The organism is Croceitalea sp. W27 (assembly GCF_055693185.1).
On the sequence record NZ_CM146327.1, the window covers coordinates 1,785,074 to 1,803,394 of the forward strand.

Genomic DNA, 18,321 nt, shown 5'->3' on the forward strand with positions numbered 1-18,321 from the left:
GGAATGGTGCATATTAGTAAAAAATATTACACCATATTTTTCTTTATTACTTTCTTATTTCAAGTAAGCTGTCAAAACCATGGAAAACTAGATATAATTACCGATATACCCTCTAATCTAGATGAAAACTCAGGTATACAAATGTTCACAAGTAATTCGTTGTGGCTTATAGAGGATAATGGCAACAAAGACAATATCTACAGAATAAACTTAAAAGGAGAAATTACGCGACAATTTGAAGTCAAAAATGCTAAAAATGACGATTGGGAAGATTTAGCCAAAGACCTTGAAGGTAATCTATATATTGGTGATTTTGGAAACAATGGTAATGATAGAAAAGAATTGACGATTTATAAATTGTCAAATCCAGAATGGGAACAAGGAGATAAAATTGAAGCTGAAAAGATTGAGTTCGTGTATCCCGAACAGAAAAAATTCCCTCCTAAAAAGTCAAAACTACTGTACGATGCAGAGGCTTTTTTTCATTGGAATAATTTTTTATATATCATCACAAAAAACAGAACAAGACCATACAATGGCAAGGCTTTAATTTATAGGGTTCCAGATAAAAAGGGAACCTATGAAGCTACGCTAATTGCTGAATTTGAAGTATGTGACAATCAAGATACTTGTTCTATTACTTCAGCTGATATATCTTCAGATGGAACTAAAATTGCCTTGTTAACCTATGGCTATCTTATTCTAATTACAGATTTTAAATTTGACGATTTTTCAAAAGGAAAAAAGCAACTAATTGATTTAGGTTTGCGCACACAATTAGAGGCATTATGTTTTAAAAACGATTCTACCTTATTTCTATCAGATGAAAAATCACATCTTCAAGGTGGAAATCTATACCGTTTAGATTTAAACAAGTTTTAAAATCCGAAACCTACACCAAATGCGAAACGCAACCCATCGGTGCTATTAAATAGCCCAAAATTTGCAGATAAAATATTAGAGCCATTTACGAAAAATCCGCCGCCATAAGAATTATGCCATGTATTTGAATCTTCACCTGGCAACCAAACCCTACCATAATCAAAACCCCCAAATATACCAGGTGTAACAGGTAATAAACCTGTTTGCCTTTTTCGAAAACTAAGTCTTAGGTCAGTATTTTGAAAATAAGCCGTTTTTCCATTAAAGCGCTGAAAACGAAATCCTCTAAGACCATTGTTCGCGCCAATTGTAGCTCCTTGATAAAACTCGAAATCATTGCCAATATTAAAATGGCCCTTGACTTTTGTTGCTAGAACCAGTCTCCCATTGGCAACTAGTTTATAATCAAAAGACAAACTTGGAATTATAAAACCATAAGCTCTTCCCGATTCACTCAAGTTTGTTTTATAACCACCATGCAAATTAAATTCCATTCCCATAGTCGGAAAAGCTTCATTGTCAGCATTAGAATAGCTGTACTCAGCATCTAACCCAAAGAAATCATGCTGGGTATCCCTATTGTCACTAGTGAAGAATCCTTCAATAAAGCGATTTTCGGTTTCTTCAACATCATAATTTTCATATGAGGCGCCTACACGAACTTTTGAACCTAATTGTCCTCTCCAAACCAATGAAGGGGCAAATTTGATAGTTCTGATTTTTACCCTATTAAAATCAAGTTCCAATTCCTCTTCATCGTCATTATTTTCAGTGTCATTACCAAATCCGAAAAAGTTAATCGCAAAATTAGGACTGGTAAACTTCGCATTTAATTCTAGGTTTACGTTTTCAAACACATTGGCAAATTCTCCATTATAACCAAAATCAAATCCGCTTGTGGCAAAATAGTAAGCTGCATTAAAAGTATGTTGTTGCGTAAAAGGGTTTTGTCTAAATCCATTAAATGTATATGTATTGGTGATACCTAGACGAAAACCATCGTCCGGATTAAACCCAAGGGCCGGTAATAATTGGTTATTGCTAGCTTTAATCTTTAAAAACTGATATGTATTGGTGTTATAGTCCCTGATTTTATGGACTTTGCCACTGTACGCTTCATCAAACGTGTTCTTTTTGTCTTTAAAATCATAAACATGAACTCCTCTGCTATTTTCATTGATCTTATAAACATCATTATTGTGTCCCCCGATTAAACGGAGTTTTATTTTACCATCATTCTTATTTACTTCAAAAACATCATCATCATCTAGACCATAAATCCAAACCTCTTTTGTAGTAGCACTACTATATGTCTTATCGAAAAAGAGGTCAGTCATTTTTCCATCTTTAATGCGAAACACTTTTACTACTAGATCACCATCATTGCCTGAGTTAATTACAAAATAATCGTCTTTATCAGTGCCCGTTACCACACTATACTTATTTATCACTTTAAAATATTCTTGTGCGGTTTCAACCAAATTTGACTTTCTTGCTAAAAGTGTTTTTTTAATTTTCGTTACTGTTTCGTCTCTTACCCCAACCGGAAATTGCTCAAAAGCATTATCTATATTGGCCGAAGTAAGATTTTCTTGAATATATTTTGCCTGCTCCTCCCAAGTTTTTAAATCAGTTTCAGAGAGTAAGGCCATATCCAAAGCAAAAGTCATTGGTGAGGAGTTGTAACCTTTGACACTTCGAATTTCTTCGTTGAAACCTTCAAATAATCTAAGTGAGGGTACCGTTTTAGAAGCAAAACCCATCAGCGCTCCGTCACCCATTATTGAAAAAGCCTGATCTCTATCTCTAGGTATTGGTTTAAAAATTTTAGTTCCGTTATCATCTTTCATCTGGGCCCAACGCCACTGATCCACATGCCTATCCCAATCACCGATCATCATATCAAAAAGTCTAGCACGTGCGTAAGCCGTTGCATCTATCTTATAATCTTCGTCTTTTCGAAGTTTCTTCATTAAATCATCCGTACTTTCAATTTTTTTGGTGTAGCCAAAACTCTGTAAGTTATGACCATCAGAAACATGTTCTTCGATCATATACAACTCATCACCAAAATCTTTATTGAAATCTTCTAACGCTGCTTGCTTAGGTATATAATAAAGTCTTGGGTTTGTATGGTATACACCAACGGCGTCTGATAGTTCACCTATCGTAAATGGTGCATAAGGATGTGCGCCAGTATAAAAGTCTTGTAATATGGCTTCAGTAATCGTTCCTTCAAAATCCCCTACTATATATTCTTCTTGAAAAGCTAGCGCCTGTAAATAGAGTTCTGCACTTTTTTTAAGTGCTCTCATAACGAATTGCCTGCCATCTTTATGCTCAAGTCGTAAAGACTTCGATTGGTGTCCACCTCCTTTTCTTACAGGTTTAAGGCCTCCCATTAATGTATCTAAATTAACGGTCGGGGCTTTTACTTTTGTAGCATAATACTTTCTGTAACGCTCACCCCATATAGTTTTAAAAAAACCTGTTTTATCTACTTCTTCATTTGTATAGATTGAAGCTTCGACAAATTCAGGAAATTCCGATTCCCCACTGAATTTTTGTTTTTCTCTATTTGGTGGTAGTACCTGAGTACTGTATAACAAACTTTCTTTGTTAGTTTCAACCCCATGGAATCGAACTTTAGAAGAACCGTCTTTATAAACCTCTAAAATGGCATAGCCTGTCTGACCACTTGAGAATTTACTACCGTTCAATAATCTCGTAGCCCCTTTCTTGGCACCAGAGCCGCTGACAATTTGTGGTGTGTTCTCTTCAACTATATATTGCAATGTATGTTCATGACCAGAAGCAAAAATGACCTTATCTGAATATTGTGCCAGCGTGACCAGACGCTTTTTTAGTTGATTGTAACGTTTGTTCTGAATATCAGCTATGGAAGCACCTGAAGTTCTTCTTAGAAGGTTAATAACAGTTCCAATAATTGGTAACGGCACTTTTCCATTGCTTGGATATATGTGTTGTTTAAAAGAATATTGACCACCATGCGAACCATAAGAAAACATCGGATGATGCATGGCGATAATAGTCGTCTTTTGACTATTGTCTTTTATGGCGTCTTCCATTGCCAAGAAAAAACGCTCTCTATCCTTTATTTCACAATCGTCATTTATATCTGGTTTATTATCCCAATTCGTAAGAAACCATTCGGTGTCTATCACGATAAGTGTTATCTCATCATTTATCTCAATCTCCTCAACTGGACAACCATTATCAGGAGAAAAGGCTTTTTTATCCTCTAAGTATTTCTCTACATATTTCTCTTGCCTTTTCAGGCCTTCTAAGTCTTCATTGTACCAATCATGATTTCCTGGAATAAAAATTGGATTTCCCTTAAAATTCACCAATGTTTTCAATTGTGCATCAAGGTGACTTTTAGCTTCAATATATGCCCTGGTCGAATCTTTTTTGTCGGGTAAGCCCGCAGGATAAATATTATCCCCTAAAAATATCGCAGTACTGTTCGAAGGTGCGGCATCTAATGTAGACTTAAAAGATTTAAGAATTGGGTTCATTTCCCCTATTGGCGACAATCCTGCATCGCCGATTAAATAAAAAGTATGTATTGCCTCTTTATTACTATCTACTGATTGCCCAGAAAATTCTTCTGCATATTTTGGCTTGTAAGTTGCGCAACTTACTATAAGTAATACCAAAGTGGTTAGGTAAATTTTTTTCATATCAAAGGGCTTCGTTCCAAAATTTCGTATTTTGGATTATTCAATATACAACTATGTCAGAGATTGTTCAAAAAGCTGAAGAATTTGTCACCCAAATTCTAAAAGATAAACTTGATAAAAAATTTCTGTACCATAATTTAAAACACACACAACGTGTTGTCAAAAGCACTAAAGTGCTGCTTGAAAATCATGATTTAAACAATGATGATCATGAAAGGTTACTGGTGGCCGCGTGGTTTCATGATACTGGTTATACCACTGGAGTTGAAAATCATGAAGAAGCCAGCTGTAAAATAGCAACTGAATTTTTAGAAAAAGAAGCCTATCCAAAAGAAGATATAAAAGAAGTAGGAAGTTTGATAATGGCCACAAAGCGCCACTATTTGCCGCAAAATATTAGTGAAAAAATAATAAGAGACGCCGATTCTTCACATTTTGCCCAGAAAAGCTATTGGGAAACAACAGACTTTTTAAAAGAAGAATTAAAAATGTTGGGTATTGCCAATTATAGCGAAAAGCAGTGGCGAAATGAGAATATTAAAATGTTCAGAAACGAGCATCAGTTTTATACTACTTATGCAAAGGAGAATTGGGATAGTGCCAAGAAAAAAAATCTGAAAAGGTTACTAAAAGATAAAAAAACTGAAAAACAAATAGCTAAAAAAGAACAGCTTAAGGCCAAATATAAAAGTGAGAGCCCAGATAGGGGCATTCAGACCTTGTTCAGGGTTACCTTAAAAAATCATTTGACACTTAGTGATATTGCCGATACCAAAGCCAACATCTTATTATCGGTAAACGCTATTATTATTTCTGTTGCACTATCTAACCTTATACCGAAATTAGATAATCCTTCAAATGGCTATTTAATTTATCCAACATTGATTTTCATCACCTTTAGTGTTATTTCTATGGTTTTGGCGGTTCTAGCAACAAGACCAAATGTTACCAGTGGAAAATTCACGAAAGAAGATGTAGAAAAGAAAAAAGTAAATCTTCTATTCTTTGGCAACTTTCATAAAATGAGTTTGTCTGAATACGAATGGGCCATACAAGAACTAGTTAAAGACAATAAATTTATTTATTCATCTTTAACTAAAGACTTATACTTTCTTGGTTTAGTTCTCAATAGGAAATATAAAATACTACGACTTACTTATACCATTTTTATAATAGGTATCGTAATTTCTGTTCTAGCTTTTGGAATAGCCTTTCGTTTTTTTGGGCCAGATAGAATAGCAATATAACTACGATTCTAATTCCTCCATTAAATCATTATAAGTGTATGTCTTCGTAGACTTTTTGTTTGTTTTGTAAAGAATCTCTGCACGTATTGCTTTAAGACCGGTTACGCCTTGTAGACCTTCAAGTTCAACTATTTCAATTTTGTCGGTGAAGTATCCTTTAGACTTTAAGAATTTTACATATCGTAAATACTCTTTCTCATCTTTCCTCTGGGAATAAACAATGGCAAGCTTGCCTTTCTGGGTCAAGCGTTCATTGGTTCCTTTGATATATGACTTATCTATACGTTTTTTAATTATCTCATAGCGCGCATTATAGGTGCCGTCAACATCAAATTTTTTCTCATCCATTCGAAAACGAATAGCTAAGGGAGTACTATATACCAACATCAAAGAAGCAACATCTAATTGTAAGGGAAGGTTCGGTTTTAACTCATAATGTTTATTTTCCATTTCAACCATTACCTGCAACTGCCACAACCTCAAATTATTGAGATAAAGAGAATCGAAATTTCTATCATTTGCAATTTCCTTCCCGATATACATATTATGCTCTACGCCATCAGTCTTATAACGCTCAAAATAATGCGGGAACATTTCTTGCGCCTCTATCTGTTTTTTATCAAGCATAGCGGCCAATTTCTTGTTTATTTCCATAACACTTTCATCGTAATTACGGCGATGATCGTAATACGATTCCGTACCCATATCAATACCACTCTCGTAGCCTATGATCAAATCATTTAAGTATTTATCTTCACGCTTTAAATGATGAAATACAGGGTTGATTTCTTCCTGTACAAAGTCGAAAATAGCCTGTTCACTATTTGTATATAAGGTTTCTTTTATCTCTTCTAGGTAATCATTTACCCGAAATTGAAGCTCTTCATAAATCGGCAACTTAAATTTCTTTAATGCCTCTGATAAGATGGAATTAATCTCTGAAAGTTGAATCATTAAATCTCGCTGAATAGCCAAATTACGTTCCCTTGAAGAATCTTTAATGTCTATTTGACCATATAGCGGATATACATCTTTAAAAACTATTTCTTTAAATGCCGGTTGATTGCCACTAAGTTCATCCGTCATAAATCTTTTGGCCTCTTCTTGAAATTTCCAATAAACCGACGAGTGTACTGTTGTACATTCATGCTGTATGATTGCATCTATCAAATTCTGCTCTTCTTCAATAGATCTTAGTACCGCAGATACAATGTATGGCATAACATCAACGAGCTTATTTGCGTTTATACTATTGAGCTCGTTTACCTTTGTGGATACCAATTCTAACACTCCCAAAAGATTTCCTTTATCCGCAATTGGGGCTAGAATAGCACTTTTAATACCTTGTTCATATAGGTTTTTATAGGGTTGAACCTTACCCTTAGATTTCTTATAATATTTCTCCACATTCGAAATAGCGTAATATGTACTGTCTTTCAATAGCTTTCCATAAGAATAATCACATAACATCGCGTCACATGACTCCATTTCTTGCCCTTTTAAAAGATAGCTTTCTATTCCCTTACCATGTATTTTAAGAAATTTATTGGTGTTTGGGTCATAGCCTGCAAAACCTACATTTATTCCGTTCAAATTAAAGAGAGAACTAAATGTATTTTGAAAATCAAGCATGAAATTATCACTCCCGCGCTTGTTGCTCCCTATGAGAGTCGACTTTATTTCAGAGATGGAATGCTCGGCCGTTACATCGAACATATTCGAAATAACGAAACCTTTTGATATAAAACTATTAGGCGGTATTTTCTCTTTCCAAAGCTCTAAGTCTTCAAAATTCTCTAGTAGTTCATCAACATCGTTCTGATTTAGTTTTTTTGCTTTTTCCGTCGGAATAATCTCCATAAAATCGGCATTGTACAAAATGCGATAATGGCGCATAACACCATTTTTATCAGGAATATCATAAAAAAGCGGTCTTTTAAAATCGAGCATATAGCCATAATAGAAACCCAAAATAACCGTGCATTGCATGATGTAATGCAAATGATCGGGCATATTTCTCATCTCAAGCTCAAAACCCTCTCCTGCATCTTCAATAATTTTTTGAAAACGTTTTGACGAATTAAAGACCAAATTTTCAAATGCTATTGAGGCAGTTTTAATCTCATTATGAGTTAAAACCGGCGAAAAGGTATCTGCCAAAATAGTGCTAATGACCTCTTTTCTTTTCTCCAAAACGGAAAGGTCATCAAAGCCATCTCTTAGTTCAGGATACGGTGCTTGTTGTTCAAGCACATACTTTGCCCTTGCCACCAGCGATTTATCTTTGCTTTTCAGCTGCTCATCATAATGATTAAGGAGCTTATTAAAACTAACCAGCTGCACCATAGGTGCCTCACCATTGTAATCCTGTTTCATACCTCTATTGGTCTCGGTTTCTCTAGTAAAATTACAAAAAGAAGAAATACGTTATTGTTAACGTAATCTTTATGGTTTTGAGTGCTTTTTTATGATATTTAAAGAAATTTAAAGCATGTCTTCATTTTCAAGATTGAACAATGCCTACGCCGCCGCAAAGCGGATTTCTTTCAATGATGCTACCAAGTTGGTTTTTTTTAGTGATTGTCACCGAGGCGACAATAGTTTTGCGGACGATTTTGCCAACAATAGAAACATTTATTTTCATGCCTTGAATCATTATTACAACCAAGGTTTTCAGTACTGTGAGCTTGGTGATGGAGATGAACTTTGGGAGAACTTGAATTTTGAATCCCTTTTTGAAGCACATAAAAACGTTTATAAGCTCTTACGTCAATTTCACTTAGAAAATAGATTACACATGGTTTGGGGCAATCACGATATGGTTTATCGTGATCAGGCCTACGTAGACAAACATCTATCAAGCTATTTTGAGCCTATTGATGGGGTAGACAAAGAACTTTTTGAAGGCTTAACCTATAGCGAGGCATTGCTGCTTACCCATGAAAAAACCGGACAGGAAATTTTTTGCATGCATGGACATCAAGCAGATTGGTGGAACTACAGATGTTGGCGTATTGGACGTTTTTTAGTTCGTATTTTATGGAAACCTTTACAGGTTGTGGGTATAGCAGACCCGACTAGTCCTGCCAAAAATTATAAAGAACTTATCAGAATCGAAAAGCGGATTAAACGCTGGATCTTAAAGAAAGATTTAAAAATAACCATCGCTGGGCATACCCATAGACCCCGTTTTCCGGAGCCAGGCCAAATTCCTTTTTTTAACGATGGTAGCTGTGTCCATCCAAGAAGTATAACTGGTATTGAGGTTGAAAACGGCCAAATCACCTTAATAAAATGGCAAATAGCTACCAAGCCAGATGGCACTTTACAAATTGTACGTTTGGTGTTGGAAGGCCCAGAAAAGTTGATTGATTATATAGAAAACTAAAATTGGATAGCATTCAGCATATAATAGACCAGATCCCCATAAGACATAATCTTGCGTCGCAGCTTATGTTTTTGGGTATTGTTCAAGGTTTTTTTCTCAGCTTATTGTTATTTATCCGTACTAAAAATAATTCTGCAATCTTATTCTTAGGTTGGTCCTTATTCTTTCAAGCGCTTGTTTTTCTTGACACTTATTTATGTTATACAGGCCTTATTAAATATGGATTGATTTTTAATGACTCTACCGAATCGTTCGTGCTTATGATTGCCCCTACTTTTTATTTGTTTATCTATTGTGCCATAAAAAGGGAATTTCCAGTCTTTAGAAAGCAATTACCACATTTTATAATTCCACTTTTTTATGCAGTAACCCAATTTTCATTTTATACTGCCCCAAAATCGGTAAAGCTTAATGCATATTTAGGGGCCTACTATGATCAGCTTGAAACTGCAAGCGTACCCGATACATTTAACTACAATTATCATTGGATCAAAGATGAATTTGACTGGCTCATCCTTTTCAGTTTTTCATTCTATTCAATATTGGTTTTTAGATTGGTTTGGAGAGAACGCAGTCGAATAAAAGAAATACCGCACCAAGCCAACTTAAACAAATACTTGTTTACCCGAAACTCAGCAATTTTATTATGTATCTTATTGGGAATTATATTTCTTGTCTTGTATAATTATGACGATGATGGTGGCGACCATTATATTGGAATGGTACAAACTCTAATTGCTTTTTCCACGTCCTATGTGATTTTTATGGAATCTCGTTTTTTTGAAAAATCATGGTTTGCAGACAAATACGAAACTTTAAAAAGTCAAACAGTAGATTTTGACAAAATAGAGGGCTATATCTATTCCACGAAATACTTTCTTTCAGAAAAAGCAAACTTAAAAGAGCTTTCAGAAAAGCTGAACAGTAATCCCAACTCCGTTTCAAAAGCAATTAATACTAAGGAAGGAATCAACTTCAACGATTATATCAATAAAAAGCGTGTTGAAGTCACTAAAGAAAGACTTCTCGATTCAAATTTTTCCCATTTAACCATTGAAGCAATTGGTAACTCTGTAGGCTTTAATTCTAAATCTGCCTTTTACAATGCTTTTAAAAAACATGTTGGCACTTCTCCATTAGTGTTTGTAAAAGGAAGAAAGCACCAAAACTAACCTAAGTTCTCCTGAATTGTAATTCAGTACATTTTCAAAACCAAAAAATTTCAAGATTCGAACCATAGACTTCATCTTTGGCTAAAACAAATTAGTCATGGAAAAAACTGTTAGAAGATATGATTTAGATTGGTTACGAGTTATTGTATTTGCCCTTCTTATATTTTATCATGTAGGAATGTTTTTTGTTCCCTGGGGTTGGCATATTAAAAATAACGAAACCTATAATTGGCTCCGTTGGCCAATGGCATTTTTAAACCAATGGCGATTGCCTATTCTGTTTGTAATATCTGGCATGGGTACCTATTATGCCCTTTCAAAGAGAAATTTGAGACAATTTTCTTTAGAACGTATTAAACGTTTAGGCATCCCTCTTTTAGTTGGAATGCTACTAATTGTACCACCACAAATTTATATTGAAAGAATCGTTAATAGTGAATTCGTTGGTTCGTATTTAGAGTTTTACCAAAAAGCCTTGTTTAGGGGCGGCACCTACCCTAAAGGAAATATTAGCTGGCACCATTTGTGGTTTCTGCCTTATCTTCTATGTTTCTCACTTATTTTAAGTCCAGCATTTATTTACATAAAAAGAAGAGAAACAAAATTGATTAGTTGGGTGAAAAAATTAATTCAAAAGCCTATAAACTTATACCTCTTCATAATTCCGTTGTACTTGCTAGAAGCCTTTATGGAACCTTTTTTTGATGTTACACATGCCTTGATTGATGATTGGTTTAACTTTAGCTTTAGTATCGTTTTATTTTTTTATGGCTTTATTTTAATTGCCACAGGGCAAGTTTTTTGGGACAGATTAAAAAAGATTAAGATAAAAGCCTTGGCCATAGGTTGTTTTGCCTTTTTAGGGCAAGCAGTAATTTGGTCTTTCTTTGAAGACGGCTTCGTAATTCATTTTACGGAAGCCCTACTAAAAGTCATCAATATTTGGTCTTGGATTTTAGTACTTTTTGGTTTTGCCGCAAAGTATCTGAATAAACCAAGTAAGAAAATAGCTTATGCCAACAGAGCAGTTTATCCATTCTATATATTGCATCAAACCATTACAATAATTATTGCTTATTATTTAATCGATTTGAATTGGAGCTTTATTGCAAAATCTTCTATATTGATTGTTGGCACATTTGGACTAAGCTGGTTGATTTATGATTTGATAATTTTAAGAATCCCTTTTTTACACCCATTATTCGGATTAAAAAAGAACCCTTTGTCGAATGTAGCGCAGTTTTAACAGCTCTTTATCAAGACTATGGCAGGGTATTTGTTAACTTTATTAATCTATTTCGACTTAGTTTTACATGAAACATGTTTTTCTATTTCTGGTTTTCATTTTCTTTTGCAATGTCTCTATTGCTCAAGGTGATATTCCTACCACCAAACCTTTAAAGGTTGGTGCCAAGAATAATCTCGATGTTAAAGCCAGTAATAAAGGTACATCATTAAGAATGCCCTCTGTATTGGATGAAAACCTCACCTCTAAAAATAATAAGCCAACAATTCAAATGTTACCTACTAGAGAATTGGTGCGTGCAGGACACGATTTAGTCATTGACCCAAAGGTTGGAGTTAGAGAGAAAAAAGGGTCTAAAGAACATTTTGGAGATCAATATTTAGGCGATGTTAAAACCGGGGCCAAATTTATAGGTATCGTCTGTAGAGACCATGAATATGTAGATGGTGATCGCGTCAAGATTTATTTAAATGGTGAAGTGGTAGAACCAAATATTTTACTCACCGGTTCTTATAAAGGCATAAATATTGACTTAACAAAAGGCTTTAATCGAATAGATTTCGAAGCATTAAATCAGGGGTCATCTGGCCCTAATACCGCTCAAGTCATAATTACCGACGATTTAGGTAAAATCATACATAACAACAAGTGGAACTTATCTACAGGTTCTAAAGCGAGTATGATCGTAATTAAAGAAGGAGAAGAATAATTACTCTCCTGGTCTATATGTTCTTTTGGCCCTTTTTAAAACATCTTCCCTATAATAAGGTACCTCTTTCCAATCCACATCGGCATATTTCTGAATCTGGTCATTAAAATGAGGTGATTTTGGGTTGCCACTTTGCCCACCCGCTAGAATCGTTTTTGCTTTTACTTTTTCTCCAAATTCGACCGCAGCGACAAAACTATTACCCCGTGTGCCGTATAATTTCTTAGCCCCTTCTGTTGTATATCTTGCTCCATAAGCTGCTAAAGCCCCCCATCTGCCAGAAGCGAAACCAATAGGAATACTTGGTTTACTATCATCAAAATTCTGACGGATATCCCCATTCAAACGTTGATACCGATTTACCTCACCCCACGGCATCTGCCAAGTACCAAAATCCTCAGTCAGTTGATCTATTGTTTTTTCAAAAATTTTCAATTGCTCACCGGGTTCACTTCCCCAAAATTGCACTCTTTCCATTGCAGTCATACCTTTCTCATATTTGCCTTCTTGATAGTAACGGGTTCCGTAAAAATGAGCCAAAGTCATTGCAATGGATTCTTTTGAAGTTTTATAATCCCACTTTTCCAAAATTTTCATTGCTTCTCGAAGTTTTGGGTTTTTGTCATCATAACGATTGTATGCGTTTATCAAACCCGGGATTAATGTTTCAAAAGCTGGCAAATATGGGTCATGAGCCAGTTGAATTATGCTATCTAAAGTATAACCATCCCTATCATTAAGTAACTCTATAGCATGAACACCTCGAAAGTTTTCTTGATCACGAGACATGTAATAAGGATAGTCCTCCTTTTTAGGGCTAAACTCGGCTGCCGAAGTATATGGGGTTGAATTGCAATTTTGAATCCACCCATTTTCAGGGTTTAGGACTAAAATATTTTCATCTACAGTATGCAATCCTTGCCAATCTGTTTTAGGATTGAAACCATCAACCGGTTTAGAGTAATCAAAACTAACATCTCGTTTAGGGACAAAATTTCCATGGAAATAGGCAATATTCCCGCCAGCATCTGCATATACTGTATTGTTACTAGAGTTGGTTCTAATATCCATCATATCACGAAAACCTTTATACCCGTTTTGCTTTGTTCTAATAAAAGATTGTTCCAAAGCTTTTACAGGTTCCCACATCATAGCAGATGCCGTCCACATTCCATCCGCCATATGCGTAATGGGGCCATGGTGTGTTCGATATGCCGGGTAGCTTTTTATTTTAAGACTATCATCATCTTGGTATTTTAAACTTATTTCTGAAACTTCAACAGGCCGTAATTCTTCACCATATTGATACATGATGTTTCCATCTAGCGAAGTAATGTTTTCCTTAAACTCATCCATCACATCTGTATAGGTAGAAGTATGCATCCAACCTGTTTTCTCATTAAATCCTTGGTAGACAAAAAACTGCCCCCAAGTAACCGCTCCATAGGCATTAAGTCCTTCTTCACTGACTACATGAACTTCTCCCCTGAAATAAAACGAAGTATGGGGATTAATCAATAACATCGCATTGCCAGATTGTGTTAATTCACCAGAAATAGCAATACCATTTGAACCTTGAGGCTCAGCCATCTCTTCTTCTTTTCGAATGCTAATTAATTCAGATTGCGGAACTTCCATCTCGCTTTCATAAAAAGCTTTTATCTTTCGAGTGGAAATACGTTCAATATCACCGCCAATAGAACCCTCACTGAAATACATTGGCATCCATGGTTCAAAACGGGTCAATAGTTTTGGTTTGACCTCCGGATGGGTGTGTAGGTAGTAATTGATGCCATCAGCAAAAGCATCACAAAGCTTTCTCAACCACTCTGGGCTTTTTTCGTAGTTGGCTTTTGCCTGGGCTTCGGTCATAAATAGTTTGGCCCTTAAATCACTGTAAAGTGCATCTTTACCTTCTACCTCGGCAAGCCTACCTGTTGCCCAAATATAGTTTTGCTCAACACGATTAAAATCATCTTCACATTGTGCGTACAAAAGTCCAAAAACAGCATCTGCATCTGTTTTTCCAAAAATATGGGGCACACCATAGTCATCACGGATAATTTCAATGTTTTGGGCTTGATCTTGCCAACGTTCAACTTCCGTTCTTGGTTCCGGTTTTGTCTTGCAAGAAAACGTAATGAGAAATATAAAAATGAAATAGCTAGAGCGCATAGGAGATTTTGTTTTACACCATGAAAATACAAGAATTAGTTGCTATTTACTAATTACCAACTTCCGCTTGCCCCACCTCCACCTGAACTGCCACCACCACCCGAAAAACCGCTTGAACTGCTGCCAGAACTTGAACCAAATGAATGTGAACCAGAAGATGAAAAAGTTTTTCGAACGTAGCTTTTATCATTTTTAAGCCATGAGATTTTTACATTTTCTTTTCCATAAAGCTTAATCTTTATTAAGGCAATCAACATAGCTATACCTAAAAATGGGACCAATGCCCAAAGCAACTTTTGGGGTTGTTCTAGCACATACGAATACTTCTCAAAGTCGAAGCCATAAAACCCAAGACCGATTACGGTTGGCACAGCAATAAAAATTAGACCAAAAAGGATGGGAAACAGACTAAAAGGTATCATAAACAACCCATAGAAAAAACCAAGTTTACCTATGAAAATTCCTCTAAATAGTTCTATTAGACCTTTGTATGATTTAAAAAAGAAAAAACCGCCTACCCCCGCAAAAATTGATAAAAATCCTATTAAAAATACCAATCCGATATTTCTATTTTTCTGTTCCTCAGCTACCATCTTTTCTTTAAGTTCTTCAAGGGCTTCAGGATTTTTTAAATAAAGAATCAGTTTGTCAACTGCCTCGTTTATTCCTTTAAAATAAAACTCTTCCTTAAAACTGGGAATCATAGTATTCCTAATAATTCTTGACGCCACCGCATCGGTAATATAAGGTTCTAGGCCGTAGCCAACCTCAATTCTCACCTCTCTATCATTACGAGAAAAAAGTATCAGTAGGCCATTGTCCTTATCTTTCTGACCAAGACCATTTTGGTTAAAGACCTTATTAGCATAGGTTTCAATAGTTTCTCCGCCTAACTCCCGTACCGTTAATACTGCCAATTGATTGGTGGTTTCAGACTCAAAATTGTAAAGTTTTGTTTTTAAATCTTCTAACTGGTTTGGTGTAAATATTCGTGCACTGTCGGTAACTATTTCACGTAATTCTGGATAAATATTCTGTGAAAAACTAAAAAACGAAAGCAGTAGAGAGAGAAATAAGATACCTTTCTTGATCATAGTACGGTCAGCAGTTATCTTATAAAGATACGTCAGCCATTTAAAAAATAAACTAAGACCAACAAGCATGGGTTAGGTATCTGTTTTCTCTTCAATTTCAAGTACCTTGCAATTCTTATTTCAAACAATTTTAATGGCAGAGAAAAAAGTAAGCATCTTAAAAGCCTTCAAGACCATAATATGGCCTCGAAGAAAACTAGTTTTTATCGGTTTATTGTTAATCGTTATAAGTAAGGCAGCCAGCTTTGTAGCTCCGGTTTCACTACGCTACTTTTTAGATGATATTGTACCCAATAAAGATTACGACTTACTCAAGATTCTGGTCATTGTGGTAATTCTATCGTTTTTGGTGCAGGCGGTTATGTCATTCTTGCTTACCAAAGTATTAAGTATTCAAGCCCAATATATGATTTCTGAACTCAGAGCACAGGTTCAAAAGCAAGTACTTTCGCTACCCATACGTTTTTTTGATAATACAAAATCGGGCGCTCTGGTTTCTCGAATCATGAGTGATGTTGAGGGGGTTCGAAACTTAATCGGCACCGGATTGGTACAATTAGTAGGAGGAACTATAACAGCTGTAGTTTCTTTGATTTTACTATTGCGTATTAGCCCAACTATGACCTTATTAACTTTTGTTCCGTTAATTGCATTCGCACTTATAGCCTTAAAAGCATTTAAAATAATCCGCCCAGTTTTTAGAGAACGTGGTAAAATAAACGCCGAAGTTAAAGGCCGACTAACCGAAACCCTTGGTGGAATTAGAGTGATAAAAGGTTTCAATGCAGAAGAACAAGAAGGAAAAGTTTTTGAAAGCGGTGTAGATAGGCTCTATCAAAATGTAAAGAAGAGTTTGACTGCCACTGCGGTGATGACCAGTTCGTCTACCTTTCTTTTAGGTTTGGCCACAACCGGAATTATGATGGGTTATGGCGGGTATAAAATGATGCAGGGAGAATTGACAACAGGAGAGTATTTTGAATTTACTTTTTTATTGGCCTTAATGGTCGCCCCTATTGTTCAAATGAGCAATATTGGTAGCCAGTTAACAGAAGCTCTAGCTGGTCTTGACCGTACAGAAGAATTAATGAACGAAACTTCAGAATCTGACGAGAAAGACCGAACTATTCAACTTTCAACTATTCATGGAGACGTAGCTTTTAAAGATGTTTCTTTTGCCTATGAAGAAGATAAAGATGTTTTACATAACATTAGTTTTGAAGCCAAATCAGGTGATGTAATCGCCTTGGTAGGCAGCTCTGGTTCGGGCAAATCGACCATTGCAGGTTTGGCGGCGAGTTTTTTAAATCCCGATTCAGGAGAAATCACTATTGATGGCAATGATTTGGCCAAGGTTGATCTAACCAGTTTTCGACAATTTTTAGGAGTTGTTTTACAGGATGATTTCCTTTTTGAAGGAACTATTCGAGCTAATATTCTATTCCCAAGACCAAATGCTTCAGAAGAGGAACTTAAGGCAGCTGTAAAAGCTGCTTATGTAGATGAATTTACTGACCGTTTTGATGATGGATTAGACACCCTAATCGGAGAACGTGGTGTAAAGCTTTCAGGGGGTCAACGGCAACGTATTGCTATTGCAAGAGCTGTTTTAGCGAATCCTAGAATTTTAATTTTAGATGAAGCAACTTCTAATTTGGACACGGAAAGTGAAGCTTTGATTCAAAAAAGTTTGGCGGAACTTACCAAAGGAAGAACAACCTTTGTAATAGCGCACCGCTTAAGTACTATCCGCAAAGCAAACCAGATTCTAGTGATTGAAAATGGTAGAATAGCGGAACAAGGAACTCATGATGAGTTGATTGCTAAAGAAGGAAGGTATTATAATTTGTTTACGTATCAGGCAAGGATATAAAAAGAGACATGAGATACTAGACCGCTTTGCTTTTAGATATTAGATTGCTATGGATAAATCAAAACGTAGAAAAAGAAATTTTTAGAGAAAAAAGCATTTTGAGGAAGGTCATTTTTAAATTTCTTCTGGGGCTAATTCCACTTCAAGTCCATTTAGCTCTTCGGTAATATGAATTTGACAGCCCAAACGAGAATTGTCTTCTACATTGAACGCTTCAGCAAGCATGGCATCTTCATCGTCTGATTTTTCTGGCAAATCATGTTCAGATTTGATATAGCATTGGCATGATGCACACATGGCCATACCGCCGCAAATACCTATTGTACCTTCTGGAGCTAGTTCGTATGAACGAACCACTTCCATCAAGTTCATATTCATGTCTGTTGGTGCATCAATCTCATGCAAAACTCCTTCGCGGTCGGTTATTTTAATTTTTATGTCCATAACAGGATTTAGTAGTTAGGAATAAGTTAACTAAAAGCTACTTCATTGATTGGATTAGTCCGTAAATCATTCTTGAAATTTCATTTGATTGGTCAATCAACTTTTTAACATTCTCTGAACTCAGATATTCTAATCTTTCAGACAGGTATAACATTGAACGCACCTCACTATTTGAACTCATTGCTATATATAGAAATCGAATAAAATCGGGATTTGTTCTTCTATCAAATCCTTCTGCAATATTATTTGATATTGAAACAGAGGCCCTAGAGATTTGGTCTTTAAAAGAATAATCTTTTTGTAAAGTAAAATTACGGTAAATATTTACTGCAAAGTCTTGTGATTTTTGCCATACCAATAAATCCTCAAACCGTTTTACTCCCATTG

General features: G+C 35.6%; 13 protein-coding genes. 7 read left to right on the forward strand and 6 right to left on the reverse strand.

Annotated features, from left to right (window positions below; genetic code table 11):
* Positions 1-3: 3 nt before the first annotated feature.
* Positions 4-882 carry a hypothetical protein gene (locus ACZ1GR_RS08035; protein WP_472611626.1) on the forward strand — a complete coding sequence of 293 codons (879 nt, stop codon included), beginning with the start codon at positions 4-6 and terminating at the stop codon, positions 880-882.
* On the opposite strand, the gene ACZ1GR_RS08040 is transcribed toward ACZ1GR_RS08035, so the two are convergent.
* Positions 879-4,586 (reverse strand): metallophosphoesterase, encoded by a 3,708-nt coding sequence (locus ACZ1GR_RS08040; RefSeq protein ID WP_472611627.1) that lies wholly within the window; start codon positions 4,584-4,586, stop codon positions 879-881. The genes ACZ1GR_RS08035 and ACZ1GR_RS08040 overlap by 4 nt on opposite strands.
* Positions 4,587-4,639: 53 nt before the next feature.
* Here ACZ1GR_RS08040 and ACZ1GR_RS08045 point away from each other — a divergent pair, with 53 nt between their 5' ends.
* The gene (locus ACZ1GR_RS08045) at positions 4,640-5,833 is read left to right on the forward strand and encodes a Pycsar system effector family protein (protein ID WP_472611628.1); all 1,194 of its coding nucleotides are present in this window, start codon (positions 4,640-4,642) and stop codon (positions 5,831-5,833) included.
* Here the strand turns inward: ACZ1GR_RS08045 and ACZ1GR_RS08050 are convergent, their stop codons facing one another.
* The gene (locus ACZ1GR_RS08050) at positions 5,834-8,209 is read right to left on the reverse strand and encodes a GAF domain-containing protein (RefSeq protein WP_472611629.1); all 2,376 of its coding nucleotides are present in this window, start codon (positions 8,207-8,209) and stop codon (positions 5,834-5,836) included. It abuts the gene before it with no gap.
* Positions 8,210-8,324: 115 nt separating this feature from the next.
* Between ACZ1GR_RS08050 and ACZ1GR_RS08055 the strand changes: the two genes are divergently transcribed.
* From ACZ1GR_RS08055 to ACZ1GR_RS08070, 4 genes are all read left to right on the forward strand, one after another.
* Positions 8,325-9,221 carry a metallophosphoesterase gene (locus ACZ1GR_RS08055; protein ID WP_472611630.1) on the forward strand — a complete coding sequence of 299 codons (897 nt, stop codon included), beginning with the start codon at positions 8,325-8,327 and terminating at the stop codon, positions 9,219-9,221.
* 260 nt (positions 9,222-9,481) lie between these two features.
* A complete protein-coding gene (locus ACZ1GR_RS08060; RefSeq protein ID WP_472611631.1) occupies positions 9,482-10,393 on the forward strand; it encodes a helix-turn-helix domain-containing protein in 912 nt (303 codons plus the stop codon).
* A gap of 97 nt (positions 10,394-10,490) precedes the next feature.
* Positions 10,491-11,639 carry an acyltransferase family protein gene (locus ACZ1GR_RS08065; protein WP_472611632.1) on the forward strand — a complete coding sequence of 383 codons (1,149 nt, stop codon included), beginning with the start codon at positions 10,491-10,493 and terminating at the stop codon, positions 11,637-11,639.
* A 67-nt stretch (positions 11,640-11,706) separates the two neighbouring features.
* Positions 11,707-12,348 carry a hypothetical protein gene (locus ACZ1GR_RS08070; RefSeq protein WP_472611633.1) on the forward strand — a complete coding sequence of 214 codons (642 nt, stop codon included), beginning with the start codon at positions 11,707-11,709 and terminating at the stop codon, positions 12,346-12,348.
* Here ACZ1GR_RS08070 and ACZ1GR_RS08075 read toward each other — a convergent pair whose 3' ends face one another.
* The gene (locus ACZ1GR_RS08075; protein ID WP_472611634.1) at positions 12,349-14,523 is read right to left on the reverse strand and encodes an acylase; all 2,175 of its coding nucleotides are present in this window, start codon (positions 14,521-14,523) and stop codon (positions 12,349-12,351) included.
* A 53-nt stretch (positions 14,524-14,576) separates the two neighbouring features.
* Positions 14,577-15,617: a TPM domain-containing protein gene (locus ACZ1GR_RS08080; RefSeq protein ID WP_472611635.1), complete on the reverse strand. Its 1,041-nt coding sequence runs from the start codon at positions 15,615-15,617 to the stop codon at positions 14,577-14,579.
* Between the two features lie 133 nt (positions 15,618-15,750).
* Between ACZ1GR_RS08080 and ACZ1GR_RS08085 the strand changes: the two genes are divergently transcribed.
* The gene (locus tag ACZ1GR_RS08085) at positions 15,751-17,490 is read left to right on the forward strand and encodes an ABC transporter ATP-binding protein (protein WP_472611636.1); all 1,740 of its coding nucleotides are present in this window, start codon (positions 15,751-15,753) and stop codon (positions 17,488-17,490) included.
* A 114-nt stretch (positions 17,491-17,604) separates the two neighbouring features.
* Here the strand turns inward: ACZ1GR_RS08085 and ACZ1GR_RS08090 are convergent, their stop codons facing one another.
* Both ACZ1GR_RS08090 and ACZ1GR_RS08095 read right to left on the reverse strand, forming a co-directional pair.
* Positions 17,605-17,934, reverse strand: a complete 330-nt coding sequence (locus ACZ1GR_RS08090; RefSeq protein ID WP_472611637.1) for a 2Fe-2S iron-sulfur cluster-binding family protein — start codon at positions 17,932-17,934, stop codon at positions 17,605-17,607.
* A 37-nt stretch (positions 17,935-17,971) separates the two neighbouring features.
* Positions 17,972-18,319 (reverse strand): four helix bundle protein, encoded by a 348-nt coding sequence (locus tag ACZ1GR_RS08095; RefSeq protein ID WP_472611638.1) that lies wholly within the window; start codon positions 18,317-18,319, stop codon positions 17,972-17,974.
* Between the last annotated feature and the right edge of the window lie 2 nt (positions 18,320-18,321).